This is a genomic window from Pseudomonas sp. BN102 (assembly GCF_029871245.1).
In the GTDB taxonomy this organism is placed as follows: domain Bacteria; phylum Pseudomonadota; class Gammaproteobacteria; order Pseudomonadales; family Pseudomonadaceae; genus Metapseudomonas.
In genome coordinates this window covers 1-21,072 of record NZ_SSON01000039.1, presented here as the reverse complement: position 1 = coordinate 21,072, position 21,072 = coordinate 1, and the positions used below count along the sequence as shown (strand labels likewise).

Genomic DNA, 21,072 nt, shown 5'->3' with positions numbered 1-21,072 from the left:
TCTTTTATTTCCCATCCGGACTGTCGGCGAGCAGGGCGAAGCCTTCGCGGTTGTCGCTGACGATGCGGAAATGTTCGCTCTGGCCAGGCTCCACATGGGCAGCCTTCTCGCGCCGCAAGCGGCCTTTGGAGCAGAGGGTGTCGTCCGTTTCGTCGATGCCGATACCGATGATGCGATCGCCCGACGGCACCTGAAAGCTGGCCTCCTCACCTATCCCGATGCGTGCGGCCAGCTGGCGGTCCACATGCACGGCGATGTAGCAGCCGCTACCGAGGCCGCCCATGTCGCGATTCACCACTATCCGGCCGCCTCCGTCCACCGGGTCCTGGAACGCCAGCAGGCGGTCGGCGGGCACCTGGGTGACTTGCCCCGGGTCCGAGCGGTAGGACGAGCAGCCGGCGAGCAGGAGCAGGGAAACAGCGGCACAGATCAGACGCATGGAGGCCCTCCTTGGGCGGGATGAGCGAAAGGTGCTGCTGCAACTCTAGTGGATGGGGTGGGGATTGCCATGGGGATGGGCGGGGAATGGCTGTCTCTGCGGGAGTGAATTAGTTTGCGAAGCAGTCGGGTGGATAGCGCTGTTTCTATCCTTCATTCCGGCCCGGCCAGCTCCCGCCTGGTGGACCGGTGAAGCGTGCTGCACCAGACGGGCTAGCTCCGCGTGAATACCATGGCCTTCAGGCCTGCATCCGGGTCGATATCGGCGAACTCCGGCGGGTTCTCCAGGCGTTGCTCGAACTTCAGCTCCGGAGCTTCCTCCGCCATCCCCTGAATCAGGAAGTCCGGCCCAATGCCCGGATCGTTCACGCAGGCCAGCACCACGCCCCGTCCGGTGAGCAGTTCGGGCAGGCGGCGGAGGATCTTCTGGTAGTCGCGGGTCAGGGCGAAGCTGCCTTTCTGGAAGGAGGGCGGGTCGATGATCACCAGGTCATAGGGGCCGAGCTTCTTCACCTTGCCCCAGGACTTGAACAGCTCGTGGCCGAGAAAGCTCACCCGGCCGAGGTCATGGCCGTTGAGCCGGTGGTTGTCGCGGCCGCGGCTGAGGGCCGAGCTGGCCATATCCAGGTTCACCACATGCTCTGCGCCACCTTCGACGGCGGCCACCGAGAAGCCGCAGGTGTAGGCGAAGAGATTGAGTACCCGCTTACCCTGCGCATTCTCGCGGACCCAGTCGCGGCCGTAGCGCATATCGAGGAACAGGCCGTTGTTCTGCTTCTTGCCCAGGTCCAGCTTGAAGCGCAGTCCGCCCTCGCTGATCAGCCACTCGTCCACCGGCTCGCCCCAAACCAGCTCGACGGTGCTTTCCAGCAGAAAGCGGTGCTGCAGCAGCAGGGTTTGTGCCTTGCTGCTGCGCCAGGCCGGCGAATCCGCCAGGGCCGCGAGCATGGCCTTCAGCGCGGCCAGCTCGGCTTCACCCGGTTCGCGGAACAAGGACACCAGCAACACGCCCTGCAACCAGTCGGCGGTGACCTGCTCAAGCCCCGGCCAGCGCTGCCCACGGCCGTGGAACAGGCGGCGGGTCTCGTTCGGCAGGTCGTGCAGGGCGGCAGTCAGTTGCTGTTCGAGGGTGGCGATGGCGTCAAGGTTCATGGCGGCGGTCATGTCTGCGGGGCGCGCATTCTACCGCCGTTCGCCGCTGCGAAAAGCCCGGACCGGATGCCTGGGCCTTTCGCATTTTCGCCTTACCAGAAGAGCGCGATGAGGATGATGATCGGGACGGGTACGCCAATGAGCCAGAGCAGGACGGAGCGCATCTTGTTCACCCTTTGAATGGCCGGGCCATTCCCTTCAGGAACGTGGGGTTCAAAGGTTAGGGAGCCGGACTCGGCAGAGGGGTCAGGGTTTCTGGCCTGCAGTGCATTCTGCCGAGGAGCGCCGCGAGGTACTGGAGCTGGTCGCCAGGTTGGGCGAGTGCAACGGCCAGGATGTGCAATGAACCCGGCCGCGTGTCGAGATGCGATTCTTGACTCGGCCGGGGCAAGGAATCAGGGCTGGCTCAGACCATACTCGAGGCCTGGCTCATGCTTCACTCGGGGAAATGAGGGGTGTTAACTCCGGTCTTTCTGCATAGCGCTGTGCCAGGACGGCGCAGACCATGAGCTGGATCTGATGAAACAGCATCAGCGGAAGAATGAGCAGGCCGATGCTGCTGCCGGCAAACAGCACCTGCGCCATGGGGACGCCGGTGGCCAGGCTTTTCTTCGAGCCGCAGAAAAGGATGGTGATGCGGTCTTCCAGGTCGAAGCCCAGCCATTTGCCCAGCAGATGGGCGGCCAGCAGCGCCAGGGCCAGCAGCAGACAGCAGCCGGCCACGACGCCCAGCAGTTTCAGGGTTGGGACCTGCTGCCAGAGTCCGCCGATCACGGCGGCGCTGAACGCGGTGTAGACCACCAGCAGGATACTTCCCTGGTCGACGTTCTTCAGCCAACCCTTGTTACGGTTCACCCAGTCACCGATCCAGCGGCGGGCGATCTGGCCGGCGATGAAGGGCAGCAGCAGTTGGACGCTGATCTTGCGGATGGCCTCGACCGTCGAACCGCCGTCGCCGTGAACGCCCATCAGCAGGGCGACCAGCACCGGCGTGATGAAGATGCCCAGCAGGCTGGACGCCGCGGCACTGCAGATCGCCGCCGGGATATTGCCCCGGGCCAGTGAGGTGAAGGCGATGGCCGATTGCACGGTGGCGGGCAGGGCGCAGACGTAGAGGAAGCCGGCATAGAGATCAGGCCCTACCATCGGCATCAGCACCGGTTTCAGGGCGAGCCCGAGCAGCGGGAACAGGCCGAAGGTGCAGATGAATACCAGCAGGTGCAGGCGCCAATGGCCGGCGCCGGCGATCACGGCGTCGCGGGACAGTTTGGCGCCATGCAGAAAGAAGAGCAGGCCGATGGCAATGTTGGTGATCCAGCTGAAGGCGACGGCCACCTGGCCCTGCGCGGGCAGCAGGGTGGCGGTAGCGACAACGGTGATCAGCGTCAGCGTGAAGTTGTCTGGCAGCAAGCGCGAGCGGGCCATGGCGTGAATCCAGTTGTTGTCATTGAGGCACGGGCTACTCTAGCCTTGGCCAAACATGCCGACTAACGCGATAGGGGCAAGAAATGCCTGCAAACGGACAGGGCCGGTGGCGCGAGCGTCAGGTACCCCAACTGCAACAACTGCCCCGTCCGCTGTTTGCCCGCAATGAATCGCTGGTGAATGCTGTGGGAACGCCGCGCCACACCCATGCCTGGGTGCAGCTTTCCTACGCCATTCGCGGCGTGCTGCATGTGCACACCGCAGAAGGCAGTTTCGTGGCGCCCCCGCAGCGCGCGGTCTGGATACCGGCGGGGACGGAACACGAGGTGTTCAGTTCCCCCCATACCGAGATGCGCAGTCTTTACCTGGATGACGTTGCCACGGGCAGCGGGCTGAGCGGTTGCCGGGTCATCGAGATCGACACCCTCACGCGGGAGCTGATCCGGCGCTTCTGCGAGCTGCCGGTGGAATATGACGAGAAGGGCCCGGACGGTCGCCTGGCCCAGGTGCTGCTCGATCAGTTGCTGGTGGCCCGTGAGGTCAGCCTGTCTTTGCCCCTTCCCAGTGACCCGCGACTCCTCCGGTTGTGCCGGGGCCTGCAGGAAGCCCCCGATGATTCCCGTACCCTCCTGCAGTGGAGCGAGGACCTCGGCGCCTCGGAGAAAACCCTGAGGCGGCTGTTCCTGCGCGAAACCGGCCTGACCTTCCGCGCCTGGCGCCAACGCCTGCGTCTGCTCGGATCGCTGGACGCTCTGGAGCGGGGTCAACGCGTGACGGACGTCGCCCTCGGTTGTGGCTACGACTCCACTTCGGCCTTCATCGCCGCGTTCCGGCAGCACTTCGGCGTGACGCCGGGGGACTTCTTTCAGCCGTAGCCTGAGGCGCTCCAGGCGTCTGCTGTCCCATACTGGTGCCTGCCGATGCTGCGGTGGTCCTTGAATACCGTGGACTACGATTACTACAAGGCCCCGAGGGGCCCGATCTGCCTTGGGACCTGGGTTTGACGGAGGTTAACTCCATGGAACCAAACGGCATCAGTCCATCCCGGCGGACAACGCCCATTGGCGGGTCGAAGGGCACTGCCTTGGTCTGGACTTGGGGATTGATGCTCGCGGGGTTCCTCTCCGTAGCGCCGCCGGCCATCAGCCAGGCCGCCGAGAGCGAACCCCGCGCCGGCTTGACGATCTGGCCCGAACCGAGGCCAGTGGCAGAGGTCCAGTTCGTCGACGGCGCGGGCAAACCGCATACCTTGGCCGACTTCAAGGGCAAGGTCGTGCTGCTCAACCTCTGGGCTACCTGGTGCGCCCCCTGCCGCCAGGAAATGCCGACCCTGGATCGCCTGCAGGCGCAGCTTGGCGGTTCCGATTTTCAGGTCCTGGCGCTGTCCATCGACCTGGATGGGGTGCGGGTCGTGCGCGACTTCTATCGCGAGGTCGGCATCCGGCACCTGGGCATTTTTATCGATGAGAATGCATCGGCGATTTCACAACTCGGCGCGTTCGGCCTACCGGCTACCCTGCTGCTGGACCGCGAGGGCCGGGAACTGGGGCGCAAGCTCGGCGAAGCCACCTGGGACAGCCCGGAGGCCGTCGCGTACCTGCGGGGAGTGATTGCGTTGAGCGGGAGGCAATAGGCGGCCATGAGCCTGGGTGGCATCGGTATCCTCAGCGCGTTCGCGGCGGGCATGATCTCCTTCCTGTCCCCCTGTGTATTGCCGCTGGTACCTGGTTACCTGTCCTATGTCGCCGGTCGCTCAGTCGACGAGCTGCAGCAGCTGGAGGGCCGGCGCGAGCGGCTGGCCGTGCTTGGCATGAGCCTGACTTTCGTGCTCGGCTTCGCCACGGTCTTCATCGCGCTGGGAGCCAGCGCCACCGCCATTAGCCGGTTGCTGCTGGCTTACCGGCAGGAAGCCAATCTGGTGGGCGGCGTGATCGTGATTGCCTTTGGCCTGTTCATCACCGGTCTGATCCACCCACGCTGGCTGAATATGGACGTGCGTTTCGTCCACCAGCTCAAGTCCAGTGGAGGACCGCTGGCTGCGTATGTATTGGGTGTGGCGTTCGCTTTCGGCTGGACACCCTGTATCGGTCCGATCTTGGGCAGTATCCTCACGCTGAGCGCCTCCACCGGCAGTACCGGCGCCAATGGTGTTGTGCTGCTGTCCATCTACTCGCTCGGTTTGGGCTTGCCGTTTCTGCTGACAGCCTGGTTCACAAACCTGTTTCTAGCGCACATGAAGCGTCTTCGTCGCTGGAGCCGGACCATCCATATCGGGGCGGGCGTGATCCTGATTCTCATGGGGGTGGCCATGGTAAGCGGGCAACTGACCGACTTTGCCTGGTGGCTGCTGGAGGTGTTTCCGGTTCTGGGCAGGATCGGTTAGTCATCCACGGATGTCCCCTTCAATGTCGTCCTGTTGCTCGGCCTGCTGGCCGTGCCGTGGCTCGCCCCATGGTTCTATTGAAAGGAAGTCTCATGCGCAAACTGCTGACTGCCGTGCTCGCCGTGCTGCCCCTTGTGGCACTGGCTGCTGAACCGAAATCCGCCACGCTCGATGTGCGAAACATGACCTGAGGGTTATGTCCGATCACGGTCAAAAAGTCGCTGGAACAGGTGTCTGGCGTGAGTGTTGTCGAAGTCGACTTCGAAACGAAAACGGCCACCGTCACTTATGACCCTGACATGGCACAACCGGATACCCTGACCAAGGCGACCACAGCCGCCGGTTACCCTTCCACCGTAAAGAAATGAGGCGGCAATGAATTCCATCATTCTTGAGTCAGTGCTGACCTGCCCGCAATGCGGTTTCTCTAAGCAGGAAATCATGCCCACGGAAACCTGCCAGTACTACTATGAGTGCACCAATTGCAAGGCGCTATTGCGTCCTAATCCAGGTGATTGCTGCGTGTTCTGCTCGTTCGGATCGGTGAAGTGCCCGCCAGTCCAACAGCAGCGTGGGCGCTGCAATTAGCCTTGTGACAAGAAGAGCTTCCGAGCGGCCCACCGGGCAGCGATGGTCAAAACCAGCAGCACCGAAGCCTCGCCGGGAAATTCGCTAAGCGCCCCTATCAGACTTACCTTCACGAACGGGCCTTTCACAAAGCAGGCGCATACCATGCACAGTGCGCCGCAATTGCAACTTTGGTCGATGAAGCGACATTTGTAATCAGCGGAAATACTCCACGACTTAGGGGGGCGCCTCTCACGCACTTCCCTCAGCGCGCCCCAACTCCTATCTCGTTACCAAATCCCGTCGCCAAGGACGTGACGAACGAGACGATCTGAAGCGCGCGCTGTCAGCTTGCTTCTCCAATCAACCGGGAATGTATGGGCTGGTGTATGCGCTGGAGGTTGCTGGCAGCGGGGAAGCCAGTATCTTCAAGAAGTTTGGCAATAAAAAAGCCGGCTTGTGGCCGGCTTTCCTTGAGAGGTCAGGGCTTATTTTTGGTAAGCCGCAACCGCCTTAGTGATTTCAGCGCGGGCTTCGTCAGCGTTGCCCCAGCCTTCTACTTTTACCCACTTGCCTTTTTCGAGGTCCTTGTAGTTCTCGAAGAAGTGCTTGATCTGCTCCAGGAGCAGGGCCGGCAGGTCGGTGTATTCCTTCACATCCTTGTAGAGGACGGACAGCTTGTCGTGGGGCACGGCCACCAGCTTGGCGTCGCCGCCGGCTTCGTCGGTCATGTGCAGAACGCCGACCGGACGGGCGCGGATCACGGCACCCGGAGCGACCGGGTAGGGGGTGACGACCAGCACGTCCAGGGGATCGCCGTCGTCAGCCAGGGTGTTGGGGATGTAACCGTAGTTGGCCGGGTAGAACATCGGGGTGGCCATGAAGCGGTCGACGAACAGGCAGTCGCTGTCCTTGTCGATTTCGTACTTGATCGGCGCATGGTTGGCCGGAATCTCGATCGCGACGTAGATGTCGTTCGGCAGGTCTTTGCCAGCCGGGATCTTGCTGTAGCTCATGGTCGACTCCCAAGGGTTGGGCCAAAAAAGTGGGCGCGATTATAGGCACATTCCCGCACCGATGCCACGCCGTTCTGTTCATCCATTAGTCGCGTCCCGATAGGCCGGATGGATTTCCTGCAGGCGCTTCAGCCGGCTCAGCGGATCCTGGCGATAGAAGGCCTGGAGCTGGCGGTAGACGGCGGGGAAGGCCTGGTCCAGCAGGTCCGGGGCGGTGAAGAAGTATTCGCTGGTGACGGCGAAGAACTCCGCCGGGTCTTCGGCGGCGTAGGGGTCGATGGGCGTTTCGGCGTCGGGGTCGCGGTCGAGCTGGGCATTCAGCTCATCGAAGGCAGTCTGCATGGCCAGGGCCCAGTCGGACTGGCGCATGTCGCGGTGCAAGGGCGGCAGGCCGTTGGGGCTGCCGCTGAGCATGTCGAGCTTGTGCGCCAGCTCGTGGATCACCAGGTTGTAGCCGTCCCAGCCGCCGCTGGACTGCACGCCGGGCCAGGCGAGGATGACCGGGCCGAACTGCCAGGACTCGCCGCTGCGCTCGTCGTCGAATTCGTGCTCCACGCCGCTGGCGTCGCGGTGGCGCTGAGGGCTGACGAAGTCGTCCGGGTAGAGGATCAGCTCGTGGAAGCCCTGGTACCAGTTGAGGTCCGGCAGGTGCAGCAGAGGGAGCTGCGCCTGGGCGGCGAGCAGCAGGCGGTCTTCGCCGGAGAGCTGGACGCCGCGCAGGGCGGTGAGGTGCTTATCGTTCAGGAAGAGCACGCTGCGCTCGCGCAGGCGCTGGTCCTCGGCCTCGTCCAGGCCGTCGAGTATCGGCAGGCGCCGGCGCACGGCCTCCCACTGCTGCGGGTCGACCGGGTTGCGGGCGAGGATGCGCCGGCGGCGCCAGCTGCGATAGGACCACATGGGCCGACGGTCAGCTCGATTGTTCGGCGCCTTTGCCGGCTTGCCGAAAGTGGCGGCGCACCACACTGATCATCATCGGCAGCAGGGACAGGCCGATGATGGCGATCACCATCAATGACAGGTTCTGCTTGATGAAGGGCACGTTGCCGAAGAAGTAGCCCAGGGTCACCAGGCCGCCCACCCAGAGGATGGTGCCCAGCACGCTGAAGGCGAGGAAGCGCGGGTAGGGCATCCGCCCCACGCCCGCTACGAAGGGGGCGAAGGTCCGCACGATGGGCAGGAAGCGGGCCAATGTCACGGTCTTGCCGCCGTGGCGGTCGTAGAACTCGTGGGTGCGCTGCAGGTAGTCGCGGCGGAAGATCTTCGACTGGGGATTGCTGAACAGGCGTTCGCCCGCCGTCCGCCCGATCACGTAGTTGAGGCTGTCGCCGCTGATGGCCGCGACCATCAGCAGGCCGCCGAGCAGCCAGGGGTCCATGGCGCCGCCGGCGGAGACCGCACCGGCGATGAACAGCAGGGAGTCGCCAGGGAGGAAGGGCGTCACCACCAGGCCGGTCTCGCAGAAGATGACCAGGAAAAGGATGGCGTAGATCCAGGTTCCGTAGTTGGAGACCAGCAGGTTGAGGTATTGGTCCAGGTGGAGAATGAGGTCGATCGGGTTGAAATCCATGAGACGCCTTGTGAAGTGCGGAGGCGGGCGGAGGCCGTGATGGACGCATTATAGGGGCAAGTCCCAGGGCCACGGCGAGTAGTTGGGCGAATGGTGAACGGCATGAAGGCTGCAACTGTTTCCATTGATTTCCCTGATCTGGATGCTCGCCCATGCCCTTGCAGCTACTGGAACACCCCGCCCTGAGCCTGGCCCAGGGGCACGGCCTGGACCTGCCCAGCCAGGCGGCCCGGGCTCGTGCGACCTGGGTGGCGGGACGCCAGGGCCGCCCGCCGTTGCTGCTGGTGGCCCTGCTCTGGGGGCGCTCTTGCACCAACGTGGTGCCAATGCTGGGGCATTATTTGGACGCGCTCTTCGCCGACTATGCCTGCACCCCCGAGGGTTGGAGCGAGGCCCAGGCAGCGCGGCAGGTGCTGGCGGCGCTCAACCTGCAGCTGTTTCGCCGCCGCCAGGCCGGTGAGAGCGTTCCCGACCTGAGCGCCGGCCTGCTGCTGGTGCAGGACGGCGAGGCGCAGTTCTTCCAGGCCGGTGCGGTCGGCCTGGTGCGCTTCCAGGGCGAGGCGTCGCACGCCTTGGTGGGTCGCGACAATCCCCTGGGCGGCCAGGCTGAGCTGGCGCTGATCCAGCACAGCCTGCCGCTGACACCCAACCAGCCCCTGCTGCTGGCGCCCCAGCCATTGCTGGAAGTGGCCGACCTGTTGGGCCTGCGTGAAGCCTGCGCCAACCTGCAGCCTGGCCAGTTGGGAGGCCTTCTGGAGCCTCTACTGAGCGCGCCCGGCGCCGCCGCCCTGGTGTTGCCGGGGGAGCCCCATTTCCTGCCACCTTCCGCTCCCGCTGGCCATTGGCCGAGGCTGGAAGGCGCCGCGCCGGGTACCCAGGTCGATGGCTGGACCCTGCTCGAAGCCTGTGACTACGGACCTCCCGGCCGGCTGTTCCGGGCCCGGGAGGATGGCCGCGAGGCCTTGCTCTGGTTGGCCGAGGGCGATGCCGACGAAGCCTTCTGGCAGCGCGAGTGGGTGCTGCGGCGCAGCCCGGTGACGACATTGCCCCAGGTGCTTTCGCCGCGCCAATGCCGCCGGCATGCCTTTCTGTTGTTCGCCCTGCCGCCTGCCGGGGTAGAGAGCCTGGCGAGGAGGATGGAGGGCCGCAGGCCGCTATCCGCCGAAGACACCATGGGCTTGCTGGTGCAACTGATCGAGGCCATTCGGTCACTGCAACGGCGCGGGATGCAGGGGCTTTGGTTGAACCCCCGGCAGATAGTGCTGGACGAGCGCGGCCGCCTGCTGCTGTTGCCGGAGTTCGCCGCGATCCTGCCAGGCGTGGCCCGTCAGGTCGCGCCTTCCCAGGCGGTGCCGCTGGCGCCGGAACTGCGACATGGCCGCGCGCTGGACGGTGGCGCCGACCAGTTCGCCCTGGCCGCGCTGGCCTACTGGCTGCTCAGCGGCCAGTGGCCGGAAGTGGCGCGCCCGGAGGGCGGCCAGGCCAGTCGCTACGTACCCCTGGCGGGTATCGTCCCAGGGATGCCGGAAGGTTGGGACGGGGTGCTGGCCAAGGCCCTGGCGCCGCAACCTCGGGCGCGCTTCGAGGCCCTGTCGGAATTCCAGCTGGCGCTGGAGCGGCTCCTGGAACAGGCGCGCAGGCAAAAACCGGCGGTCAGGCGCGGCAGGTCGTTGCACGTCGCCCTGCTGGTGTTGCTGGGCTTGCCACTGCTGTTGGGGCTCTGGCTGGGGTTGGGCTAGGAGGGAGAGCCCGGACCCCTAGGTCCGGGCTTGGGGACAGGCTTCAGTCGCTGTTGATCGGCAGGATGTAGTTCTTGAATTCGGTGTCTTCGTGGAAGCCGATGGACTCGTACACTTTGTGCGCCACCTCGTTGCTCACGCTGGTGGACACGCGCATGCGCACGGCATTGGTTTCCCGGGCCATCTTCTTCGCCGTCTGTAGCAGGCGGTCGGCCACCAGCTGGCGGCGGGCGTCCTCGGCGACGTAGATGTCGTTGAGGATCCAGACGCGCTTCAGGGCCAGGGACGAGAAGCTCGGGTAGAGCTGGCAGAAGCCCAGCAGACGGTCGTCCTCATCCGCTAGGGCGAGGTAGATCACCGATTCCTGGCGGCTCAGACGCTTCTCCAGGAACTTTCTCGAGGACTCCGGAAACGGCAGTTCACCATAGAACTCACGGTACTTCACGAACAGCGGCGTAAGCAGGTCCAGGTGCTCCAGGGTGGCTTGGACGATGCGCATGATGGGCCTCGGTATCTGTGGATGGGGCTTGATTGGCAATGCAGATGGTGTGCCAGCCAACGGGGTCGATCCTGCACCACAATTTATGGAAAGCGCAATCCAAGCAAGCGTTTGAATGGTTGATGCTGAAGAACCGCAGGTGCTGAGCAAAACGCCGGTCGGACCGGTCCAACCTTCATCAACGCCCGCCACGGAGGGATGCACCGTGATTCGCTGCCCGCTTGAACAGGCCGTCGACCAGGTGCTGGAGCGCATCGACGGGCCCATTCGCCTCGGCATCCCGCTCGGCCTCGGCAAGCCGAACCGCTTCGTCAACGCGCTCTACCGGCGCATCAAGGCGTTGCCCGAGCGGCAGCTGACGATCTACACCGGCCTGTCCCTGGCCAAACCCCAGCCCGGCAGCGAACTTGAACAGCGCTTCAGCGGCCCCTTCCTGCGGCGGATCTATGGCGACTACCTGGAGCTGGACTACCTGAGCGACCTGCGCTGCGGCGAGCTGCCGGCGAACGTGCAGGTGGAGGAGTTCTACCTGCAGCCGGCCAGCCAGCTGGACAACCCGCTGGCCCAGCAGCACTACGTCAGCCTCAACTACAGCCAGGTGGCCCGCGACCTGCAGCGCAAGGGTATTAACCTGGTGGCCCAGCTGGTAGCCAGCCGCGCGGAAAGCCCGGGGCTGTTCAGCCTGAGCTGCAATCCGGACATCACCCTCGACCTGCTGCCGGGCCTGCGCCAGCGGCGGGCCGCAGGGGAGAGCATCCTGCTGGTGGCCCAGGTACATGCCGACCTGCCCTACATGCCGGGGCCAGCCGAGGTGGAGGCCGACACCTTCGACCTGGTGCTGGAGAAGGTGGAGCGCAGCCGCCTGTTCTCTACCCCGAATATGCCGGTGAGCCTGCAGGATCACGCCATAGGCCTGCACGTCAGCACCCTGGTACGCGACGACGGCACCCTGCAGGTGGGCATAGGTGCCATGGCCGATGGCCTGACCGCCGCGCTACTCGCCCGCCAGGCCGACAACGCCAGCTACCGGGCGCTGCTGGAGGCCATGGGGGTGCCGCAGCGCTGGGGTGGGCTGATCGACCGGGAAGGCGGCATGGCACCCTTCGCCAGGGGGCTCTATGCCAACAGCGAGATGTTCATGCTCGGCCTGCTGGTGCTGCTGGAGGTGGGAATCGTGCGGCGCCCGGTGCATGACGACATCGATCTGCAGCGCCTGGCCGATGCCGGGGTGCTGGATGGCGACGGCGCCGTCGCCAGCCTGGACGCCCTGGCCGAGCAGCTGCCGCGGGGCCTGGATGCCGAAGGCCTGGCCTGGCTGCAGCGCCGGGGCCTGTTGGACGAGTGCATTCGTTTCGAGGAAGGGCGGCTGCGCCTGCCGGATTGCCACAGCATCGCCTGCGATATCCGCCACCCGGCACTGCAGCCGTACTGGGGCAGGGCCGAGGCGGGCGTGTTGGTGCACAGCGGTTTTTTCCTCGGGCCGCAAGCCTTCTACGAGCGCTTGCGCACCCTGCGCGAGGAGCAGCGCCGGCGCATTTCGATGACCGCCATCAGCTTCGTCAACCGCCTCCACGGCAACGAAGCACTCAAGCGTCTGCAACGGCGCGACGCCCGTTTCGTCAACAGTTGCTTCACGGTCACCCTGCTGGGTGCCGGCGTCGCCGACCAGTTGGAGGATGGCCGTGTGCTCAGCGGCGTCGGCGGCCAATACGACTTCGTCGCCCAGGCCCACGAGCTGGAAGGCGCACGTTCGATCCTGATGCTGCGCAGCTGGCGCGAGTCGGGCGGCGAGGCCAGTTCCAATATTGTCTGGGACTACGGCCACACCACCATTCCCCGGCACCTGCGCGACATTGTGGTGACCGAGTACGGCATCGCCGACCTGCGCGGCAAGAATGACGCCGAGGTGATCGAGGCCATGCTGCGCATCGCCGATTCGCGCTTCCAGGATGGGCTGATCGCCGAGGCGCAGTTGGCCGGCAAGTTGCCCGAGGACTTCGTGCTGGACCCGGTCTGGCGGCAGAACACGCCGTGGCGGCTGGTGGCATTGCGCGGCGAGTATCCGCAGCTGTTCGTCGAGTACCCGCTGGGCTGCGACTTCACCCCGGTGGAGCAGGATCTGTTGCGGGCCCTGCGCTGGCTGAAAAGCAAGCTGAAGCTCGGCGAGATCCTCGACCTGGGCATGGCGGCGCTGTTCGACCTGCCGGACCCGGCGGCCTACGCCGAGCACCTGGAGCGGATGGGGCTGCTCGCGCCGGCAGGCCTGCGCGAGCAGCTTTACCAGAAACTGGTATTGGCCGGCCTCAAGGCCACCGCGGCGAGCAGGTGACCCTGAGGCGGGAAGGGCATCAGAGGATGCTGAGGGGGTACTCGATGAAGGCGCGGACTTCGTTGAGGTCCGGGCCCACCTGGTTGTCGGCGCGGTAGATGGAGTTGCGCAGCTTGAACGACAGGTCCTTGGCCGGGCCGTCCTGAACCACGTACTTGAACTGGTTGAAGATCTCCCGCTCGGTGCCATCGGTCTCGCCGCCGGCGACTATGTCGGTGCCGCGCACGTAGGCGAACTTGTAGCTCAGGCCCGGCACGCCGTAGGTGCTGAAGTCCAGCTCGTAGCTGGCCTGCCAGGAGCGCTCGTCTTCCAGGTTGAAGTCCGAGTAGTAGGAGTTGGCCACGTAGATGGTGCTGCCGCCATCGCCGAAGTCGTAGGCGTAGCCGGCATCGCCGGTGTTGCGCTGGTGGGCAATGATGAACGCGTGGGCGCCGATGCTGTACTTGGCCGCGAGGCTCCACAGGGTGTTCTTGTCGTCCTGGCCGTCGCCACCGAAGGCCAGGGCCGCGGCCGAGCCGTCGTCGTACTTGGTGCGGTAGATGTTGAAGTCGAAGTTCAGCGCCTGCTCGTCGTTGAACGGAATGTTGTAGTTCAGGTTGGCGTAGTACTTCTTGTACATGTCCTCCACGTCCGAGTGGTAGAGCGCCACGCTGAAGTCGTCGGTGACGGTGTAACTGCCGCCCACCACGTCGATGCTTTTCAGATGGTTGGGGTCGCGTGCCGGGTCGCCCATCGGGCTGTCGCCGGTGAAGTGGCCAGCGTTCAGTTCCAGGCCTTCGATTTCCTTGCTGGTCACCAGGGTGCCGGTAAAGGCCTGGGGCAGCAGACGGCTGTCGTCATGGGCCAGCACGGGCAGGGAAGGGAACTGGTTGCCGTACTTGAGCACGGTATTGGAAACGCGCAGCTTGAGCACGCCGCCGGCTTCGGAGAGGTCATCCACCGGATGGCCGTCGCTGTCGGTGTCGAAGAAGGCGGTGTAGTTGCGGCCGCGGCCGCTGTCCAGCTTCACGCCCAGCAGGCCATAGGCGTCGAAGCCGAAGCCGAGGGTGCCCTGGGTGAAGCCCGACTCGAAGGTGCCGATGAAGCCCTGGCCCCAGACCTTGGCGTCGTTGGTGTGGTCCTTGAAGTCGCGGTTGAAGTAGGCGTTGCGCAGCAGCAGGGTGGCGTTGGCGTCCTCGATCAGGCCCTTGGATTCGGACTGCTCGCTGGCCATGACGGGAAGGCTGACGGCGGCGGAAACCGCCAGCGCCAGTGCGCTAAGAGGGTTGAGTTGCATCACGGGTGCTCCTGATGGTGTTCGAGGCATTCGCCTTCCTGGGCGGAATTGACTTTTTCCAGCCAACGTTCCGTTGTCGCGCGCGCCGTATGACAGTCGGTCTAGAGCGGTCGCGCGCATGGCGCGAGCGATTTTCCCCCGATCCGGCCGCACTGTTCCAGCCCAGAACTCCGAAGTCCTTGCTCGATCCTCCGAAAATGCGCCATTGGCGCCTCAATGATGGTCGCTGGCCAGCAGGAAATTGCCCGCCAAGGCGCGGTCGGGTTCACCGGACAGCGAGGGCACCTCGGCCTCGTCCTTCAGGTTGACCCCGGACAGTTGGCGCCGGCAGGCCTCGCGCATCAGGTAAAGCAGGCGATGGGCAGCCATGCCGTAGCTCAGGCCTTCGAGACGCACGTTGGAGATGCAGTTGCGGTAGGCGTCGGTCAGGCCCACGCGTGGTGCATAGGTGAAGTAGAGGCCGAGGCTGTCGGGCGAGCTGAGGCCCGGGCGCTCGCCGATCAGGATCACCACCATCTTCGCGCCCAGCAGTTCCGCCACTTCATCCGCCACCGCGACGCGGCCCTGCTGCACCAGAACCACGGGCGAGAGCGACCAGCCCTCGGCCAGGGCCTGCTCTTCCATGCGCTCGAGGAAGGGCAGGCTGTGGCGCTGCACCGCGAGGGCGGAGAGGCCGTCGGCCACCACTACCGCCAGGTCGTAACCAGCGGGGTTGGCCTGGGCATGCTGGAGCAGCTTTTCCCTGGATGCGGCATCCAGGCGTCGGCCCAGGTCCGGGCGCTGCAGGTAGGTGTCGCGGTCCGCGGCGGCGCTGTGCAGCAGCAGGGTATCGCGGCCGCGTTCGGTCAGCTTCGCGGTCAGGCCGGCATGGTCGAAAGGCAAGTGCACCGCATCCCGCGCTTGGGCATGGGCGTACTGGAAGTTCAGCTGCGCGGCAGTGGGCAGGCTGGTTCCGGCACGGCCCAGGGCGATGCGTGCGGGCGTCAGGCGACGCAGCTCTTCCCAGGGATTGGCGGTGTGGCCGGTGAACTGGCGTGGGGTCTTCATCCGTCTCTCCTCGGAATTCAGGCGAGTCGTGCAATGGCCTGGCGGAAGGCCGGCGGCAGTCGATCGCCGAGCAGCACCCGACCGTCTGCTTGCACCAGGATGCCCATGCGCTCCAGCCAGGCTGCGAATTCGGGTGCGGGCTTCAGGCCCAGGCTCTGGCGGGCGTAGAGGGCATCGTGGAAGGAGGTGGTCTGGTAGTTGAGCATCACGTCGTCGGAACCGGGAATGCCCATGATGAAGTTGATGCCGGCCACCCCGAGTAGGGTCAGCAGCATGTCCATGTCGTCCTGGTCGGCCTCGGCGTGGTTGGTGTAGCAGATGTCGCAGCCCATGGGCACGCCCAGCAGCTTGGCGCAGAAGTGGTCCTCCAGCCCGGCGCGGATGATCTGCTTGCCGTTGTAGAGGTATTCGGGGCCGATGAAACCCACCACCGTGTTGACCAGGAAGGGGTTGAAGTGCCGGGCCACGGCATAGGCGCGGGTTTCGCAGGTTTGCTGGTCTACGCCGTGGTGGGCGTTGGCGGACAGCGCGCTGCCCTGGCCGGTCTCGAAGTACATCAGGTTGTTGCCCAGAGTGCCGCGCTTCTGCGACAGGCCGGCCTCGTAACCTTCCTGGAGAATCTTGAGGCTGATACCAAAGCTGGCGTTGGCCGCCTCGGTGCCGGCGATGGACTGGAACACCAGGTCCAGCGGCACGCCGCGCTCGATGGCGGCGATGGAGGTGGTGACGTGGGTCAGCACGCAGGCCTGGGTGGGGATTTCGTAGCGCTGGATGATGGCGTCGAGCATCTCCAGCATGGCGCAGATGGAGGAGATGCTGTCGGTGGCCGGGTTGATCCCGAGCATGGCGTCGCCATTACCGTAGAGCAGGCCGTCGAGGATGCTCGCGGCGATGCCGGCGGGGTCGTCCGTGGGGTGGTTGGGCTGTAGCCGGGTGGAGAGCCGGCCGCGCAGCCCCATGGTGTTGCGAAAGCGCGTGACCACGCGGATCTTCTGCGCCACCAGCACCAAGTCCTGCACGCGCATGATCTTCGACACGGCTGCGGCCATTTCCGGCGTCAGGCCGGGGGCGAGGGCACGCAGGCTGGCTTCGTCGGCGTGCTCGCTGAGCAGCCAGTCGCGCAGTCCACCCACCGTCAGGTGGCTGACCGGGGCGAAGGCGGCGCGGTCGTGGCTGTCGATGATCAGGCGGGTGACTTCATCTTCTTCGTAGGGGATCAGCGCCTCGTCGAGGAAGTGCTTGAGGGGGATGTCCGCCAGGGCCATCTGCGCGGCGACGCGCTCGCCATCGCTGGCCGCGGCGACGCCGGCCAGGTAGTCGCCGGAGCGCGCCGGACTGGCCTTGGCCATGACTTCCTTGAGGCTGTCGAAGCGCCAGGTCTCGCCGCCGACCATGTGGGAAAAACTGCTCACTCGAAGCTCTCCTAGATAAGCCGCCCCGCCTTGCCGTGGCGGGGCGCGGTTTGCGTCAGGCGCGGTTCAGCAGGGCATCGGCCGGTGCGCTGGCGCGATGGTGGGCCGTGAACTGGAAGTAGATGTAACCGGCAACCATGAAGCCAAGGAAAATCATGCCGATCAAGGTGTTGAACCAGGCCATGGCCAGCAGGCAGACCACCGCGAGGATCAGCGCAATGGCCGGCACCACCGGGTAGCCCGGCGCGCGGAAACTGCGCTCCAGGTTCGGCTCGCTGACGCGCAGCTTGAACAGGCTGAGCATGCTGATGATGTACATGACGATGGCGCCGAACACGCTCATGGTGATCATCGCCGCGGTCAGGCTCATGCCCTGCAGGTTCACCAGGCCGTCGCTGTAGATGGCGGCGATGCCGATCACGCCGCCGGCGATGATGGCGCGGTGCGGGGTCTGGAAGCGCGACAGCTTGGCCAGGCCGCGCGGCAGGTAGCCGGCGCGGGCCAGGGCGAAGAACTGCCGCGAGTAGCCGAGGATGATGCCGTGGAAGCTGGCCACCAGGCCGAACAGGCCGATCCACACCAGCATGTGCATCCAGGTGGAGTCGTTGCCGACCACGGCTTTCATCGCCTGGGGCAGCGGGTCGTTGATTCCCGAAAGCTGGCGCCAGTCGCCCACGCCGCCGGCCATGATCATCACGCCGATGGCGAGGAACACCAGGGTCAGGATGCCGGCGATGTAGGCGCGCGGGATGGTGCGTTTCGGGTCCTTGGCTTCTTCCGCCGCCATGGCCGCGCCCTCGATGGCGAGGAAGAACCAGATGGCGAAGGGGATGGCGGCGAAGATGCCGGAAATGGCATGACCGCCGAACTCATTGGAGCCGGCCCAGCCATTGACCACGAAGTTGCTGAAGCTGAAGCCCGGCGCGACCACGCCCATGAACACCAGCAGCTCGGCAACTGCCAGGATGGTCACCACCAGCTCGAAGGCGGCGGCGATGCTGACGCCGAGGATGTTCAGGGTCATGAACACGAAGTAGGCACCCACGGCGGCGTGCCTCGGGTCCAGCTCCGGATACTGCACGTTGAGGTAGGCGCCGATGGCCATGGCGATGGCCGGCGGGGCGAAGACGAACTCGATCAGGGTGGCGATCCCGGCGATCAGCCCGCCCTTCTCGCCGAAGGCGCGGCGGCTGTAAGCGAAGGGGCCGCCGGCATGGGGAATGGCGGTGGTCAGTTCGGTGAAGCTGAAGATGAAGCAGGTGTACATGGTCGCCACCAGCAGCGCGGTGACCAGGAAGCCGAGGGTGCCGGCGGCGCCCCAGCCATAGCTCCAGCCGAAGTATTCGCCGGAGATCACCAGGCCCACGGCGATGCCCCAGAGATGCAAGGTGCCCAGTGTTGGTTTTAGTTGTGATGCGCTCATTGCGACTCCTCTGCCCGCAGGCGTGGACGGGTTACCTGGCTCCGAGCTTATCGGCCAACCGACCCCCAGGACTTGACCGTCGGGCTCGCATCCGCGCACCTGCGGTCAAGTCGTGCCTCACCTGTTACCCATCGCCCCAATATGCCGGTTGCCCCGATCCGGGGCATGGCCGACGAGAATGCCCGGCAATGGCTCGCGGCCCTGCGTAGAGCGCCCGGCGCGGCCGCATTCCGCCGTGTCCGGGCGAGGCACGGGTTTTGCTTGAATGCTCGTTCAAAAAAAGATCCGGTAGCCTGCAATGAGCCAGCTCCTGTTCCCGAGTGCCAGCCTCACCGCTCCGCTGATGAGTAATGTCGGCGTGCTGTCGGCTGCCGCCAGCGGCCTGGACAGTTTCATCACTGGCCAGGGTGGCGATCTCGACCGCATCTTCGGCCGCGCCGGGATCGACCCCGAACAGCTGCGCCACCCCGCGCTCAGCCTGGCCCTGACCAACTACTGCCAGGTACTCGAAGAGGCGGCCCGGCAATCGGGCTGCGACAATTTCGGCCTGCGCTATGGCCAGCAATTCCAACCGCAGGCCCTCGGCCTGCTGGGCTATGTCGGGCTGTGTTCCGAGACCCTGGAAGAGGCCCTGAAGAATTTCGCCGCGGCCTTCCCCTATCACCAGCACAGCACCTTGATCCGCCTGGTGGATTGCGGTGAGTGCTATCGCTTCGACTATCTGGTGCGCCACGGCGCGATCCTCGATCGCCGCCAGGATGCCGAGCTGACCATGGGCATGGCGCTCAACCTGTTGCGGCACGTACTCGGCCGCGACTGGGCGCCGCGCGCGGTAACCTTCGAGCATGCGCGTCCGGAGGGCTGGCAGGAACACGTCAAGGCGTTCGGTGCCCAGGTGCAATTCGAGAGGACCTGCAACTCGCTGCTGGTGCCCAAGCGCGACCTGCAGGGGCAATTGATGCCCGAGCGCGACCCGACGCTGCTGTTCCTGGTCCAGGACGTGATCCGCCGCCTGGGTGAACAAAGCGTCCGGCCGAGCCTGGTGGAGGAGGCCGGCACTCAGATCCGTCTGGCCCTGGCCGAGGGCGAACCATCGCTGGAGCTGATCGCCGAGCGCCTGGAACTGACGGCGGCCGGATTGCAGCGGCGCCTGCGCGAGGAGGGCCTCAGTTTCAGCCAATTGGTCGAGCAGACCCGCCGCGAGCTGGCGCTGCACTACTTGCGTCAACGCCGGCCGATTTCCGAGCTGGCGGCGCTGCTCGGCTACTCCGAGACCAGCGCCTTCTCCCGTGCCTTCCGCCGCTGGTTCGGGGTGAGTCCGCGGCAGTGGCGGGGCGACGAGCGCTGAGGCAGACCCAAACGACGGAGCTGCGTTTCCTGTAAGGGCGATTTCAATCGCCAAGGGCTGCGCAGCAGCCCCCTGCAAGGCCCAGAGGCAGACCTTTGGCCTGCTTGGCGAATGAATTCGCCCCTACAAGCAGTACTCACCCGGACAATAAAAAACGCGGCCGAAGCCGCGTTTTTTCTTTCAGCTGCCAGGTATCAGAAGAAGCCCAGCGGATTGACGTCGTAGCTCACCAGCAGGTTTTTGGTCTGCTGGTAGTGGTCGAGCATCATCTTGTGGGTTTCGCGGCCGACGCCGGACTTCTTGTAGCCGCCGAAGGCAGCGTGGGCCGGGTACAGGTGGTAGCAGTTGGTCCACACGCGGCCGGCCTTGATGCCACGGCCCATGCGGTAGGCGCGGTTGATGTCGCGGGTCCAGAGGCCGGCGCCGAGGCCGAACTCGGTGTCGTTGGCAATCGCCAGGGCCTCGGCCTCATCCTTGAAGGTGGTCACGCCCACCACCGGGCCGAAGATCTCTTCCTGAAACACGCGCATCTTGTTGTGGCCCTTGAGCAAGGTCGGCTGGATGTAGTAGCCGCTGGAAAGGTCGCCACCCAGGCGCTCGGAGCTGCCGCCGGCGAGCAGTTCGGCGCCCTCCTGCTGGGCGATGTCGAGGTAGGAGAGGATCTTCTCGTACTGCTGCTGGGAGGCCTGGGCGCCGACCATGGTCTCGGTGTCCAGCGGGTCGCCGCGCTTGATCGCCTTGATCTTCTTCATCACCTCGACCATGAAGGGTTCGAAGATCGACTCCTGCACCAGGGCGCGGGACGGGCAGGTGCAGACCTCACCCTGGTTGAAGAAGGCCAGCACCAGGCCCTCGGCGGCCTTCTCGATGAAAGCCGGCTCGGCCTGCATGATGTCTTCGAAGAAGATGTTCGGGCTCTTGCCGCCCAGTTCGACGGTGGAGGGAATGATGTTCTCCGCCGCGCAATGCATGATGTGCGCGCCCACCGGAGTCGAGCCGGTGAAGGCGATCTTGGCGATACGCTTGCTGGTGGCCAGGGCCTGGCCCGCTTCCTTGCCGAAGCCCTGGACGATGTTGAGCACGCCCGGCGGCAGCAGGTCGCCGATGATTTCCGCCAATACCATGATCGACAGCGGGGTCTGCTCGGCCGGCTTGAGCACCACGCAGTTGCCGGCGGCGAGCGCCGGGGCCAGCTTCCAGGCGGCCATCAGCAGCGGGAAGTTCCAGGGGATGATCTGGCCGACCACGCCCAGCGGCTCGTGGATGTGGTAGGCGACGGTGTTCTCGTTGATCTCGGCGGCGCCGCCTTCCTGGGCGCGGATGCAGCCAGCAAAGTAGCGGAAGTGGTCGACGGCCAGCGGGATGTCGGCGTTCAGGGTCTCGCGTACGGCCTTGCCGTTGTCCCAGGTCTCGGTGACGGCGAGGACTTCCAGGTTCTGTTCGATGCGGTC

Annotated in this window: 20 protein-coding genes; 8 read left to right on the top strand and 12 right to left on the bottom strand. The window is 65.2% G+C overall.

Annotated elements, in window-relative coordinates:
- Positions 1-4: 4 nt before the first annotated feature.
- From E8F12_RS07045 to E8F12_RS07035, 3 genes are all read right to left on the bottom strand, one after another.
- Complete coding sequence (locus tag E8F12_RS07045) at positions 5-439, bottom strand: 3-isopropylmalate dehydratase (RefSeq protein ID WP_280324558.1); 435 nt, start codon at positions 437-439, stop codon at positions 5-7.
- A gap of 212 nt (positions 440-651) precedes the next feature.
- On the bottom strand, positions 652-1,590 hold the full coding sequence (locus E8F12_RS07040) for a class I SAM-dependent methyltransferase (protein WP_280324557.1): 939 nt from the start codon (positions 1,588-1,590) through the stop codon (positions 652-654).
- A 429-nt stretch (positions 1,591-2,019) separates the two neighbouring features.
- Positions 2,020-3,015 (bottom strand): bile acid:sodium symporter family protein, encoded by a 996-nt coding sequence (locus E8F12_RS07035; RefSeq protein ID WP_280324556.1) that lies wholly within the window; start codon positions 3,013-3,015, stop codon positions 2,020-2,022.
- An 83-nt stretch (positions 3,016-3,098) separates the two neighbouring features.
- Between E8F12_RS07035 and E8F12_RS07030 the strand changes: the two genes are divergently transcribed.
- The 5 genes from E8F12_RS07030 to E8F12_RS07010 all read left to right on the top strand — a co-directional run bounded on the left by E8F12_RS07030 (position 3,099) and on the right by E8F12_RS07010 (position 5,986).
- Positions 3,099-3,890 (top strand): helix-turn-helix transcriptional regulator, encoded by a 792-nt coding sequence (locus E8F12_RS07030; protein WP_280288332.1) that lies wholly within the window; start codon positions 3,099-3,101, stop codon positions 3,888-3,890.
- A 143-nt stretch (positions 3,891-4,033) separates the two neighbouring features.
- A complete protein-coding gene (locus E8F12_RS07025) occupies positions 4,034-4,648 on the top strand; it encodes a TlpA disulfide reductase family protein (protein WP_280324555.1) in 615 nt (204 codons plus the stop codon).
- A gap of 6 nt (positions 4,649-4,654) precedes the next feature.
- Complete coding sequence (locus E8F12_RS07020) at positions 4,655-5,398, top strand: cytochrome c biogenesis protein CcdA (RefSeq protein WP_280324554.1); 744 nt, start codon at positions 4,655-4,657, stop codon at positions 5,396-5,398.
- A gap of 182 nt (positions 5,399-5,580) precedes the next feature.
- Positions 5,581-5,766, top strand: coding sequence for a cation transporter (locus E8F12_RS07015; protein ID WP_348532409.1), 186 nt, complete (start codon positions 5,581-5,583; stop codon positions 5,764-5,766).
- A 7-nt stretch (positions 5,767-5,773) separates the two neighbouring features.
- Positions 5,774-5,986 (top strand): GDCCVxC domain-containing (seleno)protein, encoded by a 213-nt coding sequence (locus E8F12_RS07010; protein WP_280324553.1) that lies wholly within the window; start codon positions 5,774-5,776, stop codon positions 5,984-5,986.
- Positions 5,987-6,453: 467 nt separating this feature from the next.
- On the opposite strand, the gene ppa is transcribed toward E8F12_RS07010, so the two are convergent.
- From ppa to E8F12_RS06995, 3 genes are all read right to left on the bottom strand, one after another.
- Positions 6,454-6,981 (bottom strand): inorganic diphosphatase, encoded by a 528-nt coding sequence (gene ppa / locus E8F12_RS07005; protein WP_280288339.1) that lies wholly within the window; start codon positions 6,979-6,981, stop codon positions 6,454-6,456.
- A 78-nt stretch (positions 6,982-7,059) separates the two neighbouring features.
- Positions 7,060-7,878, bottom strand: coding sequence for a zinc-dependent peptidase (locus E8F12_RS07000; protein ID WP_280324552.1), 819 nt, complete (start codon positions 7,876-7,878; stop codon positions 7,060-7,062).
- Positions 7,879-7,888: 10 nt separating this feature from the next.
- Positions 7,889-8,548 (bottom strand): DedA family protein, encoded by a 660-nt coding sequence (locus E8F12_RS06995; protein ID WP_280324551.1) that lies wholly within the window; start codon positions 8,546-8,548, stop codon positions 7,889-7,891.
- 152 nt (positions 8,549-8,700) lie between these two features.
- Here E8F12_RS06995 and E8F12_RS06990 point away from each other — a divergent pair, with 152 nt between their 5' ends.
- Positions 8,701-10,287 (top strand): protein kinase, encoded by a 1,587-nt coding sequence (locus E8F12_RS06990; protein WP_280324550.1) that lies wholly within the window; start codon positions 8,701-8,703, stop codon positions 10,285-10,287.
- Between the two features lie 43 nt (positions 10,288-10,330).
- Here E8F12_RS06990 and E8F12_RS06985 read toward each other — a convergent pair whose 3' ends face one another.
- Complete coding sequence (locus E8F12_RS06985) at positions 10,331-10,786, bottom strand: GNAT family N-acetyltransferase (protein ID WP_280288343.1); 456 nt, start codon at positions 10,784-10,786, stop codon at positions 10,331-10,333.
- A 205-nt stretch (positions 10,787-10,991) separates the two neighbouring features.
- Here E8F12_RS06985 and E8F12_RS06980 point away from each other — a divergent pair, with 205 nt between their 5' ends.
- Complete coding sequence (locus E8F12_RS06980; protein ID WP_280324549.1) at positions 10,992-13,115, top strand: acetyl-CoA hydrolase/transferase C-terminal domain-containing protein; 2,124 nt, start codon at positions 10,992-10,994, stop codon at positions 13,113-13,115.
- 19 nt (positions 13,116-13,134) lie between these two features.
- On the opposite strand, the gene E8F12_RS06975 is transcribed toward E8F12_RS06980, so the two are convergent.
- The 4 genes from E8F12_RS06975 to eat form a co-directional block, all read right to left on the bottom strand.
- On the bottom strand, positions 13,135-14,391 hold the full coding sequence (locus tag E8F12_RS06975; protein WP_280324548.1) for an OprD family porin: 1,257 nt from the start codon (positions 14,389-14,391) through the stop codon (positions 13,135-13,137).
- A 213-nt stretch (positions 14,392-14,604) separates the two neighbouring features.
- Positions 14,605-15,438 carry an ethanolamine ammonia-lyase subunit EutC gene (gene eutC, locus E8F12_RS06970; RefSeq protein ID WP_280324547.1) on the bottom strand — a complete coding sequence of 278 codons (834 nt, stop codon included), beginning with the start codon at positions 15,436-15,438 and terminating at the stop codon, positions 14,605-14,607.
- Positions 15,439-15,455: 17 nt separating this feature from the next.
- A complete protein-coding gene (locus E8F12_RS06965) occupies positions 15,456-16,850 on the bottom strand; it encodes an ethanolamine ammonia-lyase subunit EutB (RefSeq protein WP_280324546.1) in 1,395 nt (464 codons plus the stop codon).
- Positions 16,851-16,905: 55 nt separating this feature from the next.
- Positions 16,906-18,273 carry an ethanolamine permease gene (gene eat / locus E8F12_RS06960; protein WP_280324545.1) on the bottom strand — a complete coding sequence of 456 codons (1,368 nt, stop codon included), beginning with the start codon at positions 18,271-18,273 and terminating at the stop codon, positions 16,906-16,908.
- A 298-nt stretch (positions 18,274-18,571) separates the two neighbouring features.
- On the opposite strand from eat, the gene E8F12_RS06955 reads away from it, so the two are divergent.
- Positions 18,572-19,621 (top strand): AraC family transcriptional regulator, encoded by a 1,050-nt coding sequence (locus tag E8F12_RS06955; RefSeq protein WP_280324544.1) that lies wholly within the window; start codon positions 18,572-18,574, stop codon positions 19,619-19,621.
- Between the two features lie 194 nt (positions 19,622-19,815).
- On the opposite strand, the gene E8F12_RS06950 is transcribed toward E8F12_RS06955, so the two are convergent.
- A partial coding sequence (locus tag E8F12_RS06950) for an aldehyde dehydrogenase family protein (RefSeq protein WP_280324543.1) occupies positions 19,816-21,072 on the bottom strand: 1,257 nt, incomplete at its 5' end.

Bases quoted from the DNA above. Each gene is read 5' to 3' on its own strand.
- E8F12_RS07045 (WP_280324558.1), bottom strand. From the start codon at position 439: ATGCGTCTGATCTGTGCCGCTGTTTCCCTGCTCCTGCTCGCCGGCTGC.
- E8F12_RS07040 (WP_280324557.1), bottom strand. From the start codon at position 1,590: ATGAACCTTGACGCCATCGCCACCCTCGAACAGCAACTGACTGCCGCC.
- E8F12_RS07035 (WP_280324556.1), bottom strand. From the start codon at position 3,015: ATGGCCCGCTCGCGCTTGCTGCCAGACAACTTCACGCTGACGCTGATC.
- E8F12_RS07030 (WP_280288332.1), top strand. From the start codon at position 3,099: ATGCCTGCAAACGGACAGGGCCGGTGGCGCGAGCGTCAGGTACCCCAA.
- E8F12_RS07025 (WP_280324555.1), top strand. From the start codon at position 4,034: ATGGAACCAAACGGCATCAGTCCATCCCGGCGGACAACGCCCATTGGC.
- E8F12_RS07020 (WP_280324554.1), top strand. From the start codon at position 4,655: ATGAGCCTGGGTGGCATCGGTATCCTCAGCGCGTTCGCGGCGGGCATG.
- E8F12_RS07010 (WP_280324553.1), top strand. From the start codon at position 5,774: ATGAATTCCATCATTCTTGAGTCAGTGCTGACCTGCCCGCAATGCGGT.
- ppa (WP_280288339.1), bottom strand. From the start codon at position 6,981: ATGAGCTACAGCAAGATCCCGGCTGGCAAAGACCTGCCGAACGACATC.
- E8F12_RS07000 (WP_280324552.1), bottom strand. From the start codon at position 7,878: ATGTGGTCCTATCGCAGCTGGCGCCGCCGGCGCATCCTCGCCCGCAAC.
- E8F12_RS06995 (WP_280324551.1), bottom strand. From the start codon at position 8,548: ATGGATTTCAACCCGATCGACCTCATTCTCCACCTGGACCAATACCTC.
- E8F12_RS06990 (WP_280324550.1), top strand. From the start codon at position 8,701: ATGCCCTTGCAGCTACTGGAACACCCCGCCCTGAGCCTGGCCCAGGGG.
- E8F12_RS06985 (WP_280288343.1), bottom strand. From the start codon at position 10,786: ATGCGCATCGTCCAAGCCACCCTGGAGCACCTGGACCTGCTTACGCCG.
- E8F12_RS06975 (WP_280324548.1), bottom strand. From the start codon at position 14,391: ATGCAACTCAACCCTCTTAGCGCACTGGCGCTGGCGGTTTCCGCCGCC.
- eutC (WP_280324547.1), bottom strand. From the start codon at position 15,438: ATGAAGACCCCACGCCAGTTCACCGGCCACACCGCCAATCCCTGGGAA.
- eat (WP_280324545.1), bottom strand. From the start codon at position 18,273: ATGAGCGCATCACAACTAAAACCAACACTGGGCACCTTGCATCTCTGG.
- E8F12_RS06955 (WP_280324544.1), top strand. From the start codon at position 18,572: ATGAGCCAGCTCCTGTTCCCGAGTGCCAGCCTCACCGCTCCGCTGATG.